General features: G+C 72.4%; 10 protein-coding genes and 2 pseudogenes. 4 read left to right on the plus strand and 8 right to left on the minus strand.

Annotated features, from left to right (window positions below; translation table 11 throughout):
• The first annotated feature begins 120 nt into the window (after positions 1–120).
• Entirely contained in the window at positions 121–2,529 is a 2,409-nt protein-coding gene (locus tag AC3CH1_RS05650; protein ID WP_488461847.1) for an endonuclease/exonuclease/phosphatase family protein, read from the plus strand.
• 97 nt (positions 2,530–2,626) lie between these two features.
• On the opposite strand, the gene AC3CH1_RS05655 is transcribed toward AC3CH1_RS05650, so the two are convergent.
• The 3 genes from AC3CH1_RS05655 to AC3CH1_RS05665 are packed head-to-tail and all read right to left on the minus strand — an operon-like array spanning position 2,627 to position 5,053.
• Positions 2,627–3,535 carry an alpha/beta fold hydrolase gene (locus AC3CH1_RS05655; protein WP_488461848.1) on the minus strand — a complete coding sequence of 303 codons (909 nt, stop codon included), beginning with the start codon at positions 3,533–3,535 and terminating at the stop codon, positions 2,627–2,629.
• A 22-nt stretch (positions 3,536–3,557) separates the two neighbouring features.
• Complete coding sequence (locus AC3CH1_RS05660; RefSeq protein ID WP_488461849.1) at positions 3,558–4,823, minus strand: beta-ketoacyl-[acyl-carrier-protein] synthase family protein; 1,266 nt, start codon at positions 4,821–4,823, stop codon at positions 3,558–3,560.
• Positions 4,820–5,053: an acyl carrier protein gene (locus tag AC3CH1_RS05665; protein WP_488461850.1), complete on the minus strand. Its 234-nt coding sequence runs from the start codon at positions 5,051–5,053 to the stop codon at positions 4,820–4,822. Before AC3CH1_RS05665 ends, AC3CH1_RS05660 begins: the two co-directional genes overlap by 4 nt.
• A 242-nt stretch (positions 5,054–5,295) precedes the next feature.
• Here AC3CH1_RS05665 and AC3CH1_RS05670 point away from each other — a divergent pair, with 242 nt between their 5' ends.
• The 3 genes from AC3CH1_RS05670 (at position 5,296) to AC3CH1_RS05680 (ending at position 8,678) form a co-directional block, all read left to right on the plus strand.
• Positions 5,296–5,742 carry a nitroreductase family deazaflavin-dependent oxidoreductase gene (locus AC3CH1_RS05670; protein WP_361874805.1) on the plus strand — a complete coding sequence of 149 codons (447 nt, stop codon included), beginning with the start codon at positions 5,296–5,298 and terminating at the stop codon, positions 5,740–5,742.
• Positions 5,743–6,078: 336 nt separating this feature from the next.
• Positions 6,079–6,810: a nitroreductase family protein gene (locus tag AC3CH1_RS05675; protein ID WP_488461851.1), complete on the plus strand. Its 732-nt coding sequence runs from the start codon at positions 6,079–6,081 to the stop codon at positions 6,808–6,810.
• A 314-nt stretch (positions 6,811–7,124) separates the two neighbouring features.
• On the plus strand, positions 7,125–8,678 hold the full coding sequence (locus AC3CH1_RS05680) for a peptidoglycan-binding protein (protein ID WP_488461852.1): 1,554 nt from the start codon (positions 7,125–7,127) through the stop codon (positions 8,676–8,678).
• A gap of 203 nt (positions 8,679–8,881) precedes the next feature.
• Here AC3CH1_RS05680 and AC3CH1_RS05685 read toward each other — a convergent pair.
• From AC3CH1_RS05685 to AC3CH1_RS05705, 5 genes and pseudogenes are all read right to left on the minus strand, one after another.
• Positions 8,882–9,553, minus strand: a pseudogene (locus AC3CH1_RS05685) (hypothetical protein).
• An 86-nt stretch (positions 9,554–9,639) separates the two neighbouring features.
• A complete protein-coding gene (locus AC3CH1_RS05690) occupies positions 9,640–10,338 on the minus strand; it encodes a DUF1326 domain-containing protein (RefSeq protein ID WP_488461853.1) in 699 nt (232 codons plus the stop codon).
• A gap of 172 nt (positions 10,339–10,510) precedes the next feature.
• A pseudogene (locus AC3CH1_RS05695) lies at positions 10,511–14,166 on the minus strand (S8 family serine peptidase).
• A 205-nt stretch (positions 14,167–14,371) separates the two neighbouring features.
• A complete protein-coding gene (locus AC3CH1_RS05700) occupies positions 14,372–15,514 on the minus strand; it encodes an XdhC family protein (protein ID WP_488461854.1) in 1,143 nt (380 codons plus the stop codon).
• Positions 15,515–15,550: 36 nt separating this feature from the next.
• Positions 15,551–17,008: an NCS2 family permease gene (locus tag AC3CH1_RS05705; protein ID WP_488461855.1), complete on the minus strand. Its 1,458-nt coding sequence runs from the start codon at positions 17,006–17,008 to the stop codon at positions 15,551–15,553.
• Positions 17,009–17,325: the final 317 nt, after the last annotated feature.

The raw sequence follows: 17,325 nt of genomic DNA on the forward strand, positions 1-17,325 counted from the left end.
GGCGCCAGTTCGCGGCGCTCACCCCGGATACGCCCGAAATTAACCTCCCACGCCTTGTCATGCTTGTTCTACGCGCATAGCTTTTGCCCCTCCTACTCAGTTCAGTTGGGGGCACCTCCCGTGCAGCTACACAGATCCGGTTCCGTCCTGCTGACCGGCGCCGTCGCCGTCGCTCTCGCGGTGACCGCCCTGCCCGCCGCCCAGGCGGCCCCGTCGGCCACCGCCGTCATCTCCGAGGTGTACGGCGGCGGGGGCAACTCCGGCGCGACGCTGACCCGGGACTTCGTCGAGCTGGCCAACGCCGGCTCCACGCCCTTCGAGGTCGGCGGCCTCAGCGTCCAGTACCTGCCGGGCAGCCCGTCGGCCGGCTCGCGGTGGCAGGTCTCCGAGCTGTCCGGGTCGATCGCGCCCCGCGGCCGCTACCTGGTCGCCCAGGCCGCGGGCACCGGCGGAACCGTCGCGCTGCCCACCGCCGACGCCACCGGCACGGTGGCCATGGCGGCGGGGAGCGGCACCGTCGCCCTGGTCTCCGGAACGGCCCCGCTCACCTGCACGTCGGCGGCGGACTGTGCGGCGGACGCCCGGATCGTCGACCTGGTCGGTTACGGTTCCGCGGTCGTCCGGGAGGGCGGCGGCCCGGTCTCCGGCGCGTCGGCCACCGCGTCCGTCGCGCGGGCCGCCTCGCTCGCCGACACCGACGACAACGCGGCCGACCTCGCCGCGGGCGCCCCGACGCCGGTCAACGCCAAGGGCGAGACGTCCGGCGGCGGGCAGGAGCCGGAGGAACCCGGCCCCACCGAGCCCGGCGACGTACGGATCCACGACATCCAGGGCACCACCCGGGTCTCCCCGCTCGACGGCAAGGCGGTGACCGGCGTCCCGGGCATCGTCACCGGAGTGCGGGCCAGTGGCTCGCGGGGCTTCTGGATCCAGGACGCGGCCCCCGACGGCGACCCGCGCACCGGCGAGGGCCTGTTCGTCTACACCGGGTCCACCGCGCCGGCCGTGAAGGCCGGCGACGCGGTCCTGGTCAGCGGAAAGGTGGCCGAGTACTACCCGGGCACCGGCACCCAGTCCCTCACCCAGATCACCGCGCCCCGCACCACCGTCCTGTCCTCCGGCAACGCGCTGCCCGCCCCGGTCGTCCTCGACGCCCGTTCGGTGCCCGGCCGTTACGTGCCCTCGGCGGGCGGCGGGGCGATCGACGCGCTGCCCCTGGACCCGTCCCGGTACGCCCTGGACCTGTACGAGGCGCTGGAGGGCTCTCGGGTCGAGTTCGCCGACACCCGGGTGACCGGGGCGACGACCGCGTACGACGAGATCTGGGTGACCGTGAAGCCGCGGGAGAACCCGACCCGGCGCGGCGGCACGCGCTACGCCTCGTACGAGGACCAGAACACCGGCCGCCTCAAGGTGATGTCGCTGGACCCGGCGCGGCCGGTCCCGACGGCGAACGTCGGGGACGTGCTGGAGGGCCGCACCACCGGCGTGCTCGACTACGCGAGCTACGGCGGCTACAACGTGCAGGCCACCGAGCTGGGCACGGTCGTCGACAAGAAGCTGCGGCGCGAGGTGACCCGCAAGCAGAAGAAGAACGAGCTGGCGGTCGCCACGTACAACGTGGAGAACCTCGACGCGCACGACGACCAGGCGAAGTTCGACACCCTGGCCGAGGGCGTCGCGGTGAACCTGTCCTCCCCCGACATCATCTCGCTGGAGGAGATCCAGGACGACAACGGTGCGGTGAACGACGGCACGGTGGGCTCCGAGGCGACGCTGAAGCGTTTCGCCGACGCGATCGTCGCGAAGGGCGGGACGCACTACGCCTGGCGCTACATCGCCCCCGAGAACAACAAGGACGGCGGCCAGCCCGGCGGCAACATCCGCAACGTCTTCCTCTACAACCCCGAGCGGGTGTCCTTCACCGGCCGCGCGGGCGGCGACGCCACCACGCCGGTGCGCGCCGTCGACACCTGGAAGGGCGTCGAGCTCTCCGCTTCCCCGGGCCGGATCAACCCGGCGAGCCCGGCGTGGGACAACAGCCGCAAGCCGCTGGTGGGCGAGTTCGTCTTCCGGGGCAGGCCGGTCTTCGTCATCGGCAACCACTTCGCGTCCAAGGGCGGCGACCAGCCGCTGCACGGCCGCCACCAGGAGCCGACGCGTTCCTCGGAGACCCAGCGGATCCAGCAGGCCGCCGAGGTCAACGCCTTCGTCGCCTCCCTGCTGAAGGCGGACAGGTCCGCGCGGGTCGTCACGCTCGGGGACATCAACGACTTCGAGTTCTCCCCGACGATGAAGGCACTGACCAGGAACGGGGCGCTCGAGCCGCTGATCACGACGCTCCCCTCGTCGGACCGGTACAGCTATGTCTTCGACGGCAACTCGCAGACGCTGGACCACATCCTGACGAGCCCCGGCATCCGGCGCCCCGACTACGACGTGGTGCACATCAACGCCGAGTTCGCCGACCAGGCGAGCGACCACGACCCGCAGGTGGTGCGGATCAAGGTCGGCGGCTTCCGGCACTGACACGACCAGGCCGCCCCCGGCGGGGCGGACCGCATCCCAGGTCCGCCCCGCCCAGGCCCCGCCTTGGCCCCGCTCGGATCGCGCTGCCCCGGCCCGCTCAGGTCCGCCCGGCCGGGGCGCCCGCCTGGCGCGGCAGGGTGACGGCACCGGCCTCGTCGGCCACCGGCTCCCGCCCGGTGAGGAACCGGGAGACCAGTGCGGCCACTTCGTCGGCCCGCTCCAGGATCACCCAGTGGTCGGACTCCCCGATCGTCAGGAACCGGCTGCCCTCGATCGTCGCGGCGAACTCCCGCTGCCGCGCGGGCGGCGTCACCGTGTCGTGCTCCCCCGCGAAGACCAGTGCCGGTACGCCGGTGAGACCGCCGGAGAAGTCGGGCCGGTCGGCCAGCGCGCGGTAGAGCGAGTCCGCCACGTGCGGCGAGTGGGTGGCCACGTGGAGGAAGGAGCGCCGCACATAGCGGCGGGCCAGCTCCCGGCGGTGTACGGCGCGCTCCGGATCCAGACACATCAGGGCGTCGGCAGCCGTCGCGGCGAACCCCTCGCGGTCCCCTGCGGTCAGCAGCTGCCTGGCGTGCTCCCAGGCGGCGACCTGGACCGCGTCGATGTGGACCGGGACGCCGCCGAGGGCGAGGCGTGCCACCCGTTCCCGGTGGCGGCGGGCGAAGCCGAAGGCGATGGCGGTGCCGTAGGAGAAGCCGAAGATGTTGAGCCGGGATGCGCCGAGGTCGTCGGCGATGCCGAGCACGGCCCGGCGCAGCAGGTCGGCGCTGGGGCCGGGCGGGAGCGGGTCGGCGCTGCCCATGCCGGGCAGGTCGGCGGTGACCACGTCGGCGGCCGGGCCCAGGTGGTCGTCCATCTGGGGCCAGCCGAACATGCCCTGGAGCGCGCCGCCGAGAATGAGCGTCGGTTCGGTGGCCGGGGGCTCGCCGGGGTGGGCGCCCGGCAGGACGCGGTAGCTGTAGCGCACTCCGTCGACCGACAGGGTCCGGATGATCTCCTCGGACATGTGCTCCTGCGTTCCCTTCCGTTCAGGTCCTGGTGAGGACGAGTGCCGCGTTGTGGCCGCCGAAGCCGAGCGAGGTCTTGACGGCGCAGTCGAAGGTGGCGCTGCGGGCTTCCTTGGCCACCACGTCGATCGTGATCTCCGGGTCGGGCGCGTCCAGGTTGACGGTGGGCGGCACCAGTTGGTGCTGGAGGGCGAGCACGGTGAGCGCGGTCTCGATGCCGCCCGCCGCGCCGAGGGTGTGGCCGGTCATCGCCTTGGTGGAGGTCACCAGGGGGCTCTCGCCGAGGACCCGGCGGAGCATCGTCGCCTCGATCAGGTCGTTGGAGAGCGTCGAGGTGCCGTGCGCGTTGACGTGCCCGACGTCGGCCGGGGAGAGGCCCGCGTCGGCGAGCGCGGTGCGCAGGGCGCGCTCGATGCCGAGGCCCTCGGGGTCGGGGGCGACCGGGGAGTGGGCGTCGCTGGACGCCCCGTAGCCGCTCACGTGGGCGCGGACCGCGGCGCCCCGGGCGCGGGCATGGTCCGGGTGTTCCATGACGATCAGCCCGGCGCCCTCGCCGACGACGAAGCCGTCCCGGTGGGTGTCGAAGGGACGGCAGGCGCTCGTGGGGTCCTCGCGGCGGGTGGAGGCGGCCTTGAGGCTGCAGGCGCTGGCGATCAGCAGGCGGGTGCAGGTGGATTCCGCGCCCCCGGCGACGACGATGTCGCAGGCCCCGGAGCGGAGCATCTGGTGGGCGGTGCCGATGGCGACGGTGCCGGAGGAGCAGGCGGTGGAGACGGCCAGGCTGGGCCCGTGGACGCCGAGGTCGAGGCTGACGCTGCTGGCGGCGCCGTTGACGACGCTGAGCGGGGCGAGCTTCGGGGAGACCCGGCGGGGTCCGCGCCCGGCGAGCGCGGCGTGCTGCTCGTCGTAGAAGGGCAGCCCGCCGTGGGCGGAGCCGACGACGACGCCGACGCGGCCGCTGTCCCAGACGGACGGGTCGAGTCCGGCGTCGGCGACGGCCTCGCGGGCGGCGATGACGGCGAGCTGGGCGAAGCGGTCCATCAGCCGCTGGACGGCCACCCCGAGGACGGCGCCCGGGTCGCAGTCGGTGACGGAGTAGAAGAAGTCGCAGGGCAGCCCGTCCAGTTCGGGCCGCGGGCCGGCGGAGGGCGCGAGGCCCTCGGTGACGCCGTGCCAGGCGGCGTCCGCTCCCGTACCGGCCGCTGTGACCAGGCCGACGCCGGTGACGGCGGCGGCGAACGGGGCGAGCGGCGCCCGGCGGTAGGGCCGGCCTGGGGCCGCGCTCATGCGGAGACCTTCCCGTCCACGGCCGCGACGAGGCGGTCGAAGGTGTCGCGCGAGGTGAGCGTGACGTCCTCCAGGTCCACGTCCAGCCGGTCCTCGATGTGCAGCCGCAGCTCTTCCAGCGCGAGGGAGTCCAGCCGCAGCCGGTGCAGCGGAACATCGGGGCGGATGGCCCCGGGGTCGGTTCCGAACTTCGCTACCAGCAGGGCGCTGATCTCTTCCGAAGTGCTCATTGGCGCTCCTGGGATCGGTGACGCGGTGACGCCGGCCGCGTGAGGGAGGTGAGGGGAGGGGCCATCGGGGGACGCCGGCTGCTCCGGAAGGACCCTTTATACGCCTTCCCGGGCGGGTTCCCGGTCCGCGTTCCCCCGTGCGGTGGGAGGGCTGTCCAGGTGTACGAATCCCGGGTGCGGTTCGGGTGGATGCCAGGATGGGGGTGCAGCCCGTACGGGACGGCACGAGAGAAGGAGAAACCATGACGGCCGAGCAGGACGCCAACGCGGAGGTCGCACTGAGCCCCGCCGACTGGGTCGCCCGGCAGGCCGAGCTGTACGAGTCCTCCGGCGGCACGGAGGGCACCACTCAGCTGGGTGTCCCCTGCCTGCTGATGGACTACGTCGGCCGGCGCAGCGGGACGGTGCGGCGCACGGTGCTGATGTACGGGCGGGACGGCGAGGACTATCTGATCGTGGCGTCCAACGGCGGCTCGGACCGCCCGCCGCTGTGGTACCTGAACCTCCAGTCCACCCCGGAGGTCGAGCTCCGCGTGAACACCGAGCGGTTCGGGGCCGTCGCGACGACGCTCCCGGCCGAGGAGAAGGCGCGGGTCTGGCCGGGGCTGGTGGAGCTGTTCCCGCGCTACGGGGAGTACCAGGCGGGCACCGAGCGGGACATCCCGGTCGTCCGGCTGACGCGGCGCTGAGTCGTGGTCCGGCTGACGCGCGCTTCCCCGTCGTCCGGCTGACGCGGCGCCGAGTCGTGGGGGGCCAGGGGGTGTCCGACACGGCCCCGCGCGGAAGTGTTCGGACACCCCCTGGGGGCCGGCCGGCGCCGAGCGCGGGGTTCACCGCTCACAGGTCGAGGAGAGGCTCCGTCAGTTCCGCGACCGGCAGCGTGGGGTCGCTGCCTGACCGGTCAGTCATCACAGGGCCCCGCGCGACGCCAACTGCTGCCACAGCAGCGGAAATCGGGGCGGGCCGCACGTTCGCACGCGAGGTGGGGAGACACCGGCCCAGGAGCCTGCCTAGACTCCGCGATCATGACCATGGAAACGGTTCAGGCCGACCCGTCCGCCCTCGGCGGCCCCGCTCTCTTCGACACCATGTCCACCATGCGCGCCATGCGCCGCCTCAAGCCGGACGCGGTGCCGGAGGAGACGGTCGAGCAGCTGGTACAGGCCGCCGTCTGGGGCCCCAGCGGCGGCAACATGCAGTGTTACGAGTACGTGGTGGTGACCGACCGCCAGGTGATGGCGCGGCTCGCCCCGCTGTGGAAGCGGTGCGTCGACGCGTATCTGGCGACGACCGGGAAGTACGCGCCCGCGGGCATGGACGAGGCGGCGTACGGCCGGATGGTCGCGGCGATCGAGCATCAGCGCGACCACTTCGCCGACACCCCGGTACTGATCGTGCCGTGCTACCGGTTCCCGGAGCCGCGCCTGGACGAGGAGGGCCTGGCCGCGTCGGCGCGGGCGCTCGGCCCGGCGGGCACGGAGCACATGATGAACACGCAGACGCGTTTCCAGGCGCTGGCCGAGGGGTCCTGCGTCTATCCGGGAGTGCAGAACCTGCTGCTCGCGGCCAGGGGGCTGGGGCTCGCGGCGAACATCACCATCTGGCACCTGATGCTGGAGCAGGAGTGGAAGCGGGAGCTGGGCATCCCGGAGGAGATGGCGACGTTCGCCGCCGTGCCGGTGGGGTGGCCCGCGGGCAACTTCGGCCCGGTCCGGCGACGGCCGGTGGCGGACGTCATCCACCGCGACCGCTGGTAGGGCGTGTTGCGAAAGTCCCGCCTGCTCGCCCTCCTGGCGGACGGCGCTACTTTCGCAACACGCCCCGGCGTCCGGCCCCGCGCCGCCCTCGCTTGTCCCCCTGTCGGGTGACACCCGTCGTCACCCGACAGGGCTTGCGGGTGCCGCCAACACCCGTGATTTTGCAGGATGTTGCCAGCAGAATCACCCCTTCGGCTCTTTGTCATGCCCACTCCACTTCGGTAGCCTGACCGTGTTCGGCATCCCTCTGACCCGGCACGGGCCCGAGGGCTTTTCTCTTCCCTCCACGCCCACCCCACAGAGCAGGAGCCCTCATGCCCCTACGCACCGCCGCCCGAACCCGGGCCCGCGCCTGTGCCGTGGCGGCCGTCATGGCCACGGCCCTCCTCGCGACCGGGCACCCGGCGACCGCCGCCCCGCGAGCGGACACGCCCGACCCGATGAACCGCGCGTTCGCCGAGGCTGCGGACGCGTACGGCGTACCGCGCGATCTGCTGGCCGCCGTCGGCTACGGCGAGAGCCGTCTCGACGGTCACGCGGGCGCGCCCAGTCAGGCGAACGGCTACGGCGTGATGCATCTGGCGAGCAACCCGGCCAACCGCTCCCTGGAGAAGGCCTCCGAGCTGACCGGCGAGAGCGCGGCGCGGCTGCGCCGGGACACGGCGGCCAACATCCTCGGCGGCGCGGCCGTCCTGCGCGACCACGCCGACGCGCTGGGCCTGGACGCCGCCGAGCGCCGGGACGTGAACTCCTGGTATCCGGCGGTGGCCCGCTACAGCGCCGCCGAGGGTCCGGCCGCCGCGCTCTACGCGGACGCGGTCTTCACGTCCCTCGCCGAGGGCGTGTCCGCCACGGCGCCCGGTGGCGAGGAGGTCCTCGTACCCTCCCGGCCGGTCGACCCGGACAAGCGTGCGCTGTCGGCGTCCGACGTCTACGCCGCGAGTCCGGACTATCCCTCGGCGCGCTGGGTGCCCGCGTACTCCGGGAACTTCGTCGTCGGCCGCAAGGCCGCCATCGACAAGGTGGTCATCCACACCACCCAGGGATCGTACGCCGGTTCCATCAGCTGGTACCAGAACCCGGCCTCGAAGGTGAGCGCGCACTACACGATCCGCTCCTCGGACGGTGAGGTCACCCAGTCGGTCCTGGAGAAGGACACCGCCTGGCACGCCGGCGGCACCAACTCCTCGTCCGTCGGGATCGAGCACGAGGGCTACGTCGACAACCCTGCCTGGTACACGGAGACGATGTACCGGTCCTCCGCCGCCCTCACCAAGCACCTCGCAACGCGGTACGGCATCCCGAAGAACCGGTCGCACATCATCGGCCACAGCGAGGCGCCCGGCGCCGACCACACGGACCCCGGCCCCAACTGGGACTGGAACCACTACATGGAGCTGATCGACGGCGACCCGGGCAGCGGCGGCGACGGCCTGACCTTCCCCACGTACACGACCCAGCGGTCCGGCTCCACCGGCCCGCAGGTCACGGCCGTGCAGACGCTGCTCAACGCGCAGGGTTACCAGGCGGGCGCGGCGGACGGCAGCTTCGGGCCCACCACGCAGAGCGCGGTGCAGGCGTTCCAGCGGGCCCGCGCGCTGGAGGCCGACGGGGTGGTCGGCCCGAAGAGCTGGACGGCCCTGCTGTCGGCGGGCACGACCCCGGCGCTGTCGCGGGGCGGTTCGGGCGAGGCGGTGAAGCGGCTCCAGCGGTCCCTGACGGCGGCGCTCGGGACCACCGTCGGCGTGGACGGCAGTTTCGGCCCGGCCACGGAGACGGCGGTACGCGGCTACCAGACCAGCCGGAAGCTCTCGGTCGACGGCAAGGTGGGCCCGGCCACGTGGGAGGCGTTGCAGAGCGGGAAGTGAGCGCGGGGTCTGGAGCCGTGCGGCTGCGGCAAGCTGCCGCGATTCCGGCCCCGGAGGCGTGCGGAGGTCAGGTCAGGGCCCGGCCGGCCGTGGCGGCCCGGACGGGGCTGCCGGTCGCCGAGGCGCCGGCCCGCCGCGACCCGGCGACCCCGGAGGCGGACTGACCGCCCCGGGCACGAGGCGCACGGCGTCCGGGGCGCGGCCTACTCCCCCGTGCCGACGGGGTACCCGATCTCCTCGACGTCCTCGGCCAGTTCGGCGGGGATCCGCTCGGGGGCGAGGGCGGCGATCACCTCGTCGGTCAGCGGTCGCAGCGCATAGACGTGGCGTACGGCTTCGAGGTCGACGGAGACCTCGAAATGGTCCTCGGCCCACTCCTGGTAGGACTCGGGGGTGCCCGTGACGAGGAGCTGGAAGAGCCAGTCGGCCCCGTCGGAGTCCTCACCGTCCTCCGGGAACTCGACGGCGCCCGCCCGCCAGCGGTCGTCGCCGCTCGCACGCCAGAGGCAGGCGGTGACGACGGGCATGCCGAACTCGTCGGTGAACGAGGGCTCGTCGACGTAACGGCGGAACACGGCGGGCACCTCGTCGAGCACCCCCGGCCAGGGCCCGTCGTCCACGTACGGGCTCATCGGCGACTCGTGGTCAAAGCCGCGCGCGTATGCCCCGTCGGCGGGAGAAGACCACGGAGTACTCGCCGCCGAACCGTCCCGCATCGAGGCCAGGGCCTCCGTCGGCGACCAGTGCGCGTCGTAGCCGTGCCAGCGGTGGTCCCACTCGGGACACAGGATCGCGTCGAGCATCGCCAGGGAACGGCAGAGGTCGGTGAGGGCGGATATGCCCGGCAGCCTGCGGGCCACGTCGTGAACGCTCATGGTCATATCCAACCGCACCGGCCCGGCGGGGTCGTTCGCGCGCTCCCCCGAACACCCGCCGGGCGGACGGTGCCCCCGCCCCGGGGTCAGGGGCGCCAGTCGAAGGGGAAGTGCTTGCTGGATCCACCGCGGTACTCGTGCGAGAAGTCGAACCCTTCCGCGTGATCGCTCTCGACGACGCCCCACGTGGCGATCTGTCCGGGGCCGACCTCGGAGCCCGGAGCATTGACCAGCTGAACGCGGCGGGAGGGGTCGGCCGTGGGACCGGTGAGGGCGGTCGCGCCGACGGAGACCTTGTCGTCGACCCGGGCCCGCCAGTACGAGAGATCCTCGGCGGCGTCGAAGTGGACCGGTGCGTGCCGCACCTCGCGCAGTTCGCTGATGAGCGAGCCGAACTGGCCCGGCCAGCCACCGACATGACCGGCGAAGATCTGCTCCAGCGCTCCACGCTGGGCCTGGTCGCCCTTGGCGTCGATGTAGAGCATCACCTTCATCGTGGCCTGCGGGTCGCCCACCCACATGTTGCCGGCGAACTCGCCCAGTGCCACCACGCCCAGGCCGTCCAGGGAGACGTCCCCGAAGTGCCCCTCGTGGACCTGCCAGACCAGCGTGAAGAGGCAGTCTCCATGGGTCGGCGTCTGGGCGAACGTGCAGGGGCAGGGCAGCACACAGCTGCACACGTCGAACCATTCACCCCGCAGGTGCCAGTCGGGCAGCGTGCCGTCGTTCGTGCCCGCCCGGACGACGGCGGGGGCGCTCTGCGATGCGGCGGAAGTGGTGCACATGGGGCCTCCAGATCATGTCTCACGTATACCCCCGGGGGGTATCTCGTTCACAAGGAAGAGACTAGAGCCCGGCCCACTTCCGGGTCAACTACCCCTACGGGGTATACAAATCGGCTCACTGGCGCACGTGGTCCCGCACCCCCCGAGGGGAGTGCGGGACCACGTCAGCAGGTCACTTCAGGCCGAAGGCCCGGATGATCTCCTGGTCGACGACGAGCCCGCCGGGGCCCTCCGCGTGCGCCTTGAGCGAGACCGAGGTCGCGCCCTTCGACGGGGTGCGGAACGTGGCGGCCCACTCGCCGGACTTCTCCTTGCGGAGGTCCACCTTCGACCAGTGCTTGCCGTCGTCGTAACTGACCGACAGCGAGGCCTTGTCCGCCTTCACCGCTCCCGGCAGCCACTCCTGGGTGGCGGAGGAGAGGCCGATCTCCGTCGAGCGGCCGGCCCGGACCTCGCCCGCCAGGTCGGTGTCGACGGCGTAGTCCAGCTGGAGCATCGGGATGTCGGCCTGGTACGCGCCCTCGTCCAGCGCGCCGGAGACGAAGCCCCACTCGGAGTGGGTGCGGGTCGACGTCTTCCAGGTCTCCGCGTCCCGCTGCGAGTCGATGACCAGACGGTACGGGAGCTTCTCCGCGGCGAGGTCCCAGACGTAACCGGCCCTGCCCGCACCCTTCTTCAGCTCCTTGTCGCCCTGGTAGAAGGCGTAGGAGGTGGTGTCGTACTCGTCCTCGGGCATCGAGCCGGAGTGGCCCGCGCCCGCGTCCGTCCACGGGGTGATGTTGAACTGGAGGTCGTTGGAGGCCGTACGGAACGGACCCCAGTAGCCGGTGCCGAGACGGGGGCGGACCACCGGGGCGAACCACTCGGCGCGGTAGTCCTCGCCCGCCCGGTAGTCCAGCTCGGCGCTGCGCATCTCGTGCGCCGGGCCGGACTGCTCCGCGTCCAGGACCGCGTGGTTCTCGTACCAGAAGGAGTCGCCCGGCAGCGGGTTGACCCATTCGGTGCGGACGTCCGGGAACTGCTCGTACTCCTCGAAGCCGAGGCCGGGCCCGTAGTCCGGGATGTCGTAGCGGTAGCCGCCGCCGAGCGTCTTCTCGTGGCCGTAGAAGGTGTTCTCCACCTCGGCGAGCTGACGCGTCGAGGGGGCGAACGCCAGCGAGCGGTCCGGGATCGTGCCGTCGTGGCGGTCCACCAGGTCGTACAGGTAGTCCGCGAACCTCTTCTGGTCGACCTGGACCTTCTTTCCGCGCTGCGCCGCCCGGATCAGGCTCTCGCCCGCGGACCTCTGGACGGAGGCGACGGGAATCGTGGTCTGCTCACCCCACGGGGTGTAGCTCTCCATCGCCACGCCGCGCTCGTCGTTGACGACGAACAGGGCATCGGCCCCGGCCGCCAGCGCGGCCGCGAGGCGTTCGGCGGGGGCGACGGCGGCGCTGCGGGTGATGACGACCGCCTTGCCGCGCGCGTTCACCCCCCGGTAGTCCGCCGGCGTGCCCTGGCCCGCGTACACGGCCTTCAGCTTCCGGCTGCTGTCCTCGGCGACCGCCGCACCGCCCTGGACGAAGACCGGCACGTCACGGCCGTCGGCCTCGACGTCGATCAGCTCCTCGCCCTGTCGCCAGCGGGTCAGGAAGCTGAAGCTGCCCTGCGTGACCTTCTTGGTGGGGCTCGCCCACAGCTGGTCGTACGTCAGCGGCATCTGGAACGCGTCACGCTGGACGGTGCCGTCCGGGGCGGTGCGTGCCATGTCGTAGCGGAGCTGGCGGGTCTCCGTCTCCTTGGGGGTGCGCACGTCGATCTTGCGGGCCTTGGAGGCGTCGAGGGTGACGGTGGTGGAGCCGTTCAGGATCGTCTCGGGGGCCGCGAGGAACGCGACGGCCCTGGAGTCGGGGCGGTCGCCGTCGATGTCCACGGAGGCCCAGGAGGTGTAGTTGCCGGGGGGCAGGCGCAGGGTGGTCTCGCCGCCGCTGACCTGGACGAGGCCGAGCTGCGGGTCGCCCAGCTCGGCGAGGACGACGACGCCGTCCATCGGCTTGCCCGAGCGGTCGCGGAGCTTCACCGTCAGGTCGTGCAGCTCCTTCTCCTTGGTGAGCGCGAAGCCGGTGTGCGCGACCATGGTGCCCGCCGCGTCGGTCGCGACGACCTGGCCGGAGAAGGTGGTGTCGTTGGCGACCTTCGCCGGGTCCAGGGACAGGACCGCCTCGGCGGTGCCGCCGGCCGGGACGGTCAGGGTGTCGGTGGAGAGGGTGTACGCCGCCTCGTCCGTGTCGGTGGCCAGGTTCAGCGTGATGTCCGTGTCACCCGCGTTGCGGTAGGTGATGGTGCGCTCGGCTACCTGGTCGGACGGGCTGTGCGGCCAGTCGTAGGAGGCGACCTCGACCGAGCCGGTGGCCTCGACCGTCGTGTCGATCGCCGCCTTCACGTCGAGCCGGCCGGTGCCCTGCTCGTACGGGGTGTAGGCGTCGAGCTTCTCGGACGAGGTCATCAGCGCGTCCTTGACGCGCTGACCGGACCAGTCGGGGTGACGCTGCTTCAGGATCGCCGCGGCGCCCGCGACATGGGGCGTGGCCATCGAGGTGCCGGACAACGACTGGTACATGCCCTCGATGCCGGGGATCGACTGCGAGGCCGCCGCGTTGATGTCGACGCCGGGGGCCGACAGGTCGGGCTTCAGGCCGTGGGAGCGGACGAGCGGCCCCATCGAGGAGAAGCCGGCGCGACCGTCCCGCTTGTCGACGGCGGCGATGGTGAGCGCCTGTTCCGCGGAGCCGGGCGAGCCGATGGTGCCCGCCCCGTACGCGTTGCCGGCGGCGATCACGAAGAGCGGGCCGCCGTCCGCCGAGAGGGAGTTCACGGCCTGGGACATCGGGTCGGCGCCGTCGTCGGGCACCGGGGAGCCGAGGCTCATGGAGACGACGTCGGCCCCTTCGGCCTTGGCCCACTCCATGGCTTCGATGATCCCGGAGTCCGCGCCGGAGCCCTCGTCGCCGAGGACCTTGCCGACGAGCAGGTCGGCGGCCGGGGCGACGCCCTTGTTGGCGCCGTCGGAGGCGGCGCCGGATCCGGCGATGGTGGAGGCGACGTGCGTGCCGTGACCGTTCTTGTCGTCGACCTCCTCGCCCGGGACGAAGCTGCGGGCGCCGACGACGCGGTCCTTGACGTCCGGGTGGTCGGCGTCGATGCCGGTGTCCAGGACGGCGACCTTGGCGCCCTTGCCGTCGAAGCCGTCGGCCCACGCCCGCGGGGCGCCCACCTGCGGGACCGACTCGGTCAGCAGCGCCTGGGAGCGGCCGTCCAGCCAGAGCTTCGCGATCCCGCCGTCGAGCGAGCGGGCCTTGTCGGGACGGGTGACGGCGCTCCAGAACGTCCGCGCGTCGTCCTTGTCGGCCGTGAGCGCGGCCCCGTTGACGGATGCGAGGGTGCGGACCTTCTTCGCACCGCGCGGGGCGGCGGGCAGGGCCTTGGCGCGGGCGGGCGGATAGGTGGCGATGAGCGGGACGGAGCCGGTGCCCTCGTCGTCGTAGCCCATCCGCACCAGGGCCGAGACGTTGAACAGCCGCCGGTCCAGGACGCCGGACGCGATCAGCGTGGTGGCCTCGTCGGGCAGGACGTACACGTCCTCGCCCGCCTGCTGGATGCGGACACCGCCTTCCGCGCCCTCGGGGCGGTCCACGGTGACGGTGTCCTGGTCGCCGGGGCCGTCCACGTAGCGCACGACGTCACCGGTGACCAGGGTGACGGTGTGGCTCTCGGTGCGTACGTCGGAGCGCGGGGTTTCCGCGCGGGGTACGGGGGCGCGCCGGCGGCGCCCGCGAAGGGGACCAGCATGCCGCCCAGCAGGGCCGCCGAGGTCGCCAGGAGCAGGGCTCTGCGTCCCGGGCGAGCGGATCTCGCCCGGCCGGGAACGGAGGAGGGGGAAGAAGTCATGCAGCTGATCTACCGGTAGATCCGGGGCGACCGCTGCGTATCCGACGGGCGGGAAACCGCCGTGGCGGCAACCCGCCCGGGGTGGACAGGATGTTTGACGGGCGGTTCAGGCCACCGAGGCGAGCGGCTGTCCGCTGCTGTCGTGATGGATGGGGGTGTGCGCCCCGGTGAGCGGTACGCCGCTGCCGCCGCGCCGGACCGCGACGATCTCGGCGGCGATGGACAGGGCCGTCTCCTCCGGCGTACGGGCGCCGAGGTCGAGGCCGATCGGCGAGCGCAACCTGGCCAGTTCACGGTCGGTGAGCCCGACCTCGCGCAGTCGGTCGTTGCGGTCCAGGTGGGTGCGGCGGGAGCCCATCGCGCCGACGTAGGCGACCGGGAGGCGCAGGGCGGCCTCCAGCAGCGGGATGTCGAACTTGGCGTCGTGGGTGAGGACGCAGAGCACGGTGCGCGCGTCGGTCGCGGTCTCGGCGAGGTAGCGGTGGGGCCAGTCGACGACGATCTCGTCGGCCTCGGGGAAGCGTGCCGCGGTGGCGAAGACCGGGCGGGCGTCGCAGACGGTGACCCGGTAGCCGAGGAACTTCCCGGCGCGGACCAGCGCGGCGGCGAAGTCGATGGCGCCGAACACGATCATGCGGGGCGGCGGAACGCTGGACTCGACCAGCACCTCGATCGGCCGGCCGCAGCGCGATCCCTCCGCGCCGATGGCGAGCGGCCCGGTGCGGCCCGCGTCCAGCAGGGCGCGGGCCTCGGCTGCGGCGGTCCGGTCGAGCGCCGGATGGCCGCCGAGCCCGCCCTCGTGGCTGCCGTCGGCGCGGACCAGGAGCGGGAGTCCGAGCAGTTCGCCGGGTCCGTCCGTGACCCGCGCCAGCGCGGCCGCCGTCCCCTCCGCGGCGGCCGCGAGCGCGGCGGCGAACACCGGGCGGGCGGGGTCGTCGTCGCGTACCGGTGTCACCAGGATGTCGATGACGCCGCCGCAGGTCAGACCGACCGCGAAGGCGTCCTCGTCGCTGTAGCCGAAGCGCTCGCGGACGGATTTCCCGTCGTCCAGGGCCTGTTGGCACAGTTCGTAGACGGCCCCCTCCACGCATCCGCCGGACACCGAACCGATGGCCGTGCCGTCGCGGTCGACGGCGAGGGCGGCTCCTGGCTGCCGGGGCGCGCTGCCGCCGACCGCCACGACGGTGGCGACGGCGAACTCGCGTCCCTGCGAGACCCACCGGTGCAGCTCTTCGGCGATGTCCAGCATGGCGTATCTCCTTAGGCGTGGAAGGGGGCCCGGGCGTCAGTGGACGCCCAGCCAGCTCTCGATGGGGTTGAGGGCGAAGAAGACGATGAAGATCACCGTCAGCCCCCACATGAAGGCCCCGACCTCGCGGGCCCGGCCCTGGGCGAGCTTGATGGCGCTGTACGCGATGACGCCCGCGGCGACACCGGTGGTGATGGTGTACGTGAAGGGCATCAGGACCACGGTCAGGAAGACCGGGATGGCGACCGAGCGGTCGCTCCAGTCCACGTGCCGGGCGTTCTGCATCATCATCGCGCCGATGACGACGAGGGCGGCGGAGGCCACCTCGGTCGGCACGATCGCGGTGAGCGGGGTGAAGAAGAGGCAGGCGGCGAAGAAGAGTCCGGTGACGGCGGAGGCGAGCCCGGTCCGGGCGCCTTCGCCGACGCCGGTGGCCGACTCCACGAAGACCGTCTGGCCGGAGCCCGAGGCGACGCCGCCGATGACGCCGCCGGCGCCGTCGATGAACAGCGCCTTGGAGAGGCCCGGCATGCGGCCCTTGTCGTCGGCGAGCTTGGCCTCGGTGCCGACGCCGATGATGGTGGCCATGGCGTCGAAGAAGCCGGCCAGCACCAGGGTGAAGACGATCATGCCGACCGTCATCACACCGACGTCTCCCCAGCCGCCGAACTCGACGTTCCCGAAGAGCGAGAAGTCGGGTGCGGAGACCGCGCTGCCCTCCAGCTCCGGCGGGCCGCTGCTCCACTTCTTGGGGTCGATGTCGACGATCGCGTTGATGACGATCGCGACCAGGGTGCCGACGGCGATGCCGATCAGGATCGCGCCGGGGATGTTGCGCGCCTGGAGCATGAAGATGAGCAGGAGCGTCACGCAGAAGATCAGGACGGGCCAGCCGGCGAGTTCACCGGCCGGACCGAGGGAGACCGGGGTCGCCGCGCCCTGGTGGACGAATCCGGCCTTGTAGAGGCCGATGAGGGCGATGAAGAGCCCGATGCCCATGGTGATGCCGTGCTTGAGCGCGAGCGGGATCGCGTTCATGATCAGCTCGCGGAGGCCGGTGACCACCAGGAGGCAGATCACCACACCGTAGATCACACACATGCCCATGGCCTGCGGCCAGGTCATGTTGGGCGCGACCTGCGAGGCGAGCACACCGGAGACGCTGAGCCCGGCGGCGAGCGCCAGGGGCACCTTCCCGACGAAGCCCATGAGCAGGGTCGTCGCGGCCGCCGCGAACGCGGTCGCGGTGATCAGGCCGGGCTGGCTGAGGAGGTTGCCGTTGACGTCCTCCCCGCCCAGGATCAGCGGGTTGAGCAGGAGGATGTACGCCATGGCCATGAAGGTCGTGACGCCGCCGCGCAGCTCGCGCGCGACGGTGGATCCTCGTTCGGATATGTGGAAGTACCGGTCGAGCCATGATCTTCCGGCGGGGACGCGCGAGCCGGGGCCCGCGGCCTCCGCGCTGGTCTTCGGTTCCACTGACTGCTGGGTCATGATGCCTGACTCCCAAGGTTCACAGGGGCACCCGCTTGGAGATTCCTGAATGCGGGATTTGGGATGACTGCGTCGGCTGCACGACCCGGGGACGGCCGGGACGGACTGTTGAAGCAGAACGGATGTGCCGGCGGCACGGAGGGTCCGTGAGGCGTTGCCGTGCGCGCGGCACGGCGAAGAACCGCGAGCGGTGCGGTACTTGCTGCCTCCGGACGGTGCGGGGTGCGGAAAAGTGTGACGTTCTCGGCGCTGCGCACCGCCCGGAGAGTTCGGGGGGCAGGGCCTGTCGTCGCCCGGCGGGCGGGAAGGTGACGACG

The sequence above is a fragment of the Streptomyces sp. MGP-P1 genome, assembly GCF_057766565.1.

Coding starts and splice junctions, on each gene's coding strand:
- AC3CH1_RS05655 (WP_488461848.1), bottom strand. CDS start 3,535: ATGTCCGAGGAGATCATCCGGACCCTGTCGGTCGACGGAGTGCGCTAC.
- AC3CH1_RS05660 (WP_488461849.1), bottom strand. CDS start 4,823: ATGAGCGCGGCCCCAGGCCGGCCCTACCGCCGGGCGCCGCTCGCCCCG.
- AC3CH1_RS05665 (WP_488461850.1), bottom strand. CDS start 5,053: ATGAGCACTTCGGAAGAGATCAGCGCCCTGCTGGTAGCGAAGTTCGGA.
- AC3CH1_RS05670 (WP_361874805.1), top strand. CDS start 5,296: ATGACGGCCGAGCAGGACGCCAACGCGGAGGTCGCACTGAGCCCCGCC.
- AC3CH1_RS05675 (WP_488461851.1), top strand. CDS start 6,079: ATGACCATGGAAACGGTTCAGGCCGACCCGTCCGCCCTCGGCGGCCCC.
- AC3CH1_RS05680 (WP_488461852.1), top strand. CDS start 7,125: ATGCCCCTACGCACCGCCGCCCGAACCCGGGCCCGCGCCTGTGCCGTG.
- AC3CH1_RS05690 (WP_488461853.1), bottom strand. CDS start 10,338: ATGTGCACCACTTCCGCCGCATCGCAGAGCGCCCCCGCCGTCGTCCGG.
- AC3CH1_RS05700 (WP_488461854.1), bottom strand. CDS start 15,514: ATGCTGGACATCGCCGAAGAGCTGCACCGGTGGGTCTCGCAGGGACGC.
- AC3CH1_RS05705 (WP_488461855.1), bottom strand. CDS start 17,008: ATGACCCAGCAGTCAGTGGAACCGAAGACCAGCGCGGAGGCCGCGGGC.